Here is a 2,718-nt window from a genome sequence, read left to right on the forward strand (position 1 = left end):
GAGGCCCCACCACCGGTGGGGCCTCGACCCCTTTAACCCCCCAACACCCCCACCCAACACCCCCACCCAACACCCCCACCCAACACCACACGCAGCAGCCGGGGCACCGAAGGGAGGGTAGAGCGTGCCGACGTGCGCTCACGAGGTACAACCGTCGGGAGATCCTGACGATACGGCCAGGCTACGTTCGGAGCCATACGCGAAGCGGGCCGACGCCACGGAATCCGGCCGAGCGAGCGGCCTCGAGGTCGTCTCCGTGCTCGTACCCCACGAGGGGACGCCTCGGAAATGATCGGTGGACCGCGACGGGGAGGTCCTTCCAGATGACGGTCAGGTCATCAGCAAGCACAGTGAAGACGTTTGACAAGCCGACAACCGAGTCGCCCGCGTTGGCGATTGCTCCGCCGGCGATCCTGCCCTTGCGCCGGGCCACGAGCACCCGGACGGAGGGCTCGGCCAGGACATCAGCGGTCACCAAGCCCTCCAATCCCGCGGTGGTCTCCCACTGGTAGAGCTCCTCGAGCCCAGTGATGCTTGTCCAGTCGAGCCGCGTGGTGTCGCTCTGTTCGAGGTCGCAGAAGATCCACTCTGCAGTGAAGAGCACTACGAAGTCCTTCCCGCTGAGATCCAGAGTCGCCCAACTGTCCTTAACGGAGCAGGCTGCCCGGTCTTGTAGCGCCTCCACCACAGCGCACGCCGAGGTGGACCTTCTCTCACTGATCAACTCTGGGTAGAACGCTGGAGGAGTTCCTTGTGCGATCCACACCCCTCCTTCGCGTGAGGTAGGGACCTGGTGAGTACGGCACACGAGGTCACACCATTCCACGTTGTTTCGAACCGCGGCCACGACCTCGTCCATGAAGGGGAGCTTACGGCGCACGGTCGCCGGCTGCGCCAGTGTTCATCCTGACCGGCAGTGGTAGGCCGAGCACTGGCGCCGGGAACTGAACGATCCACGCGCCGCATACAGTCCTGAGTTGCGACGACCGGTCTACACCCACTCCCTCCGCCGCAAGGGGGGTTCCGTCCCTCCCGGGCGCTGCACCAGTACCTGATTCACGCCGTTCAGCCCCCGCTCGAAACCGAGCGCGCTCGATGCCATATACAGCCGCCACACCCGGGCCCGTCCCTCGCTCGTAAGGCGCACCGCCTCGTCCCAGTTCTTCTCGAGGTTGTCCACCCAGGCACGGAGCGTCAGGCCGTAGTGCCGGCGCAGCGCTTCGACGTCGAGCACCTCCAGCCCTGCTGATTCGAGCGCCTCGATCATGACGGTGAGGCTGAGCATCTCCCCGTCGGGAAAGACGTAGCGGGGGATGAAGGAGTCCGGGTCCGGTGGCATCTCGCCGGCGTTCCAGGAGATCGCATGATTGAGGAGGCGTCCGCCCGGGCGTAGCAGGCTGTACAGACAGGATGCGTATTCGCCGATCTGATCCCGGCCGACGTGTTCGGCCATGCCGATCGAGCTGATCGCATCGAACGGGGTGTCGTGAACATCGCGGTAGTCCTGGACCCTGATCTCGATGCGGTTGGCGAGGCCGGCGCCCGACATGCGCTTCCGCGCGAGATCCGCTTGCTCGTTCGAGAGCGTGACACCGACGACGTCCACCCCGTAGTTCTGCGCTGCGTGCAGCGCGAAACTGCCCCACCCGCAGCCGACGTCCAGCACCCGCATGCCGGGCCGAAGACCGAGTTTGCGGCAGACCAGGTCGAGCTTCGCCTCCTGGGATGCGGCCAGGCCGGTCGTCTCGTCCTCCCAGACGGCGCAGGAGTAGACCATCGACGGCCCCAGCACGAGTGCATAGAACTCGTTCCCGACGTCGTAGTGGTGCGAAACCGCCGCGGCGTCTCGCTTCTTGGAATGCTTCCGCCCCGATCGGGCCAGGTTCATCTCTTCGGGCGGTGGCGTAGGGGGAAGACCCAGCGCTCCGACCTGGACGGCCGTCCGGATGAGCTTGATGCGTTCGCTCACCGTCGGAGGGCGGAACGCCTTCAGCGCCGCGAACTTGCCCACGGAGCTGATCGCAGAGAAGCTTTCGAAGAGGTTGCCCGGCCCGTCGATATCCCCTGCGACATACGCGCGGCTCAGCCCGAGCTGATTCGGAGCCCAGAGCATGCGCCGTAGCCCTCGCCGGGAACGGAACTCGATCACCGGGGCATCGCGCGGCCCTGCTTCTGAGCCGTCCCAGGCCTGAAGCCTCAGCGGTATCCCTTCGGTGCCCAGAATGATGCCCAACGCTTCGGCCAGCCGCGGCGCCACGCCCTTGTTCCTGCTCATGCTCCTGTCTACTACGACTCGTCCCCGTGATCCATAGCAGTACTGGCGGCCACCGGCCGGAAGCCTGCCGGCTGCCGTCGTCTGTACTTCGTCCCGCTCCCGGGCCGGCGATTCTCTGCACGTCGCCGCATGGACGTGCCGCTGGTTGCGGAAGCCGGGGCCGGACCTCAGGGCGACCTTCGAGGCGCTTTCGGCGCCGGCTCGCCCCCTTGCCCAAGCCTTCCCCGGACGAGGCCCGGACGGAGGACGACTCCCGTATCCACTGCCGTCACCCCCCGAGGTCGGCGCCCACGTGGTGCGGCCGGCACATGGGCCGGCGTGTGTGTTGGGTGGATAGTAGGTGGCGGACGGGTGATGTGTGGGTGGATTTGGTGGTGGGGGTGGGGTGGTCGTATAGTTATGGAGTTGCCCCGGTGAGGGCGGCAAACCCCCCTTGCAGAGTT

At 66.3% G+C, this 2,718-nt stretch carries 2 protein-coding genes; both read right to left on the minus strand.

What is annotated here, in order from left to right; translation table 11 throughout:
* Nucleotides 1-181 precede the first annotated feature (181 nt).
* Nucleotides 182-859: a hypothetical protein gene (locus tag AC4D2O_RS19110; RefSeq protein ID WP_490908985.1), complete on the minus strand. Its 678-nt coding sequence runs from the start codon at nucleotides 857-859 to the stop codon at nucleotides 182-184.
* A gap of 132 nt (nucleotides 860-991) precedes the next feature.
* Nucleotides 992-2,275, minus strand: coding sequence for a class I SAM-dependent methyltransferase (locus AC4D2O_RS19115; RefSeq protein ID WP_490908986.1), 1,284 nt, complete (start codon nucleotides 2,273-2,275; stop codon nucleotides 992-994).
* Between the last annotated feature and the right edge of the window lie 443 nt (nucleotides 2,276-2,718).

The organism is Arthrobacter sp. TJ-238, assembly GCF_058269215.1.

Bases quoted from the DNA above. Each gene is read 5' to 3' on its own strand.
- AC4D2O_RS19115 (WP_490908986.1), bottom strand. From the start codon at position 2,275: ATGAGCAGGAACAAGGGCGTGGCGCCGCGGCTGGCCGAAGCGTTGGGC.
- AC4D2O_RS19110 (WP_490908985.1), bottom strand. From the start codon at position 859: ATGGACGAGGTCGTGGCCGCGGTTCGAAACAACGTGGAATGGTGTGAC.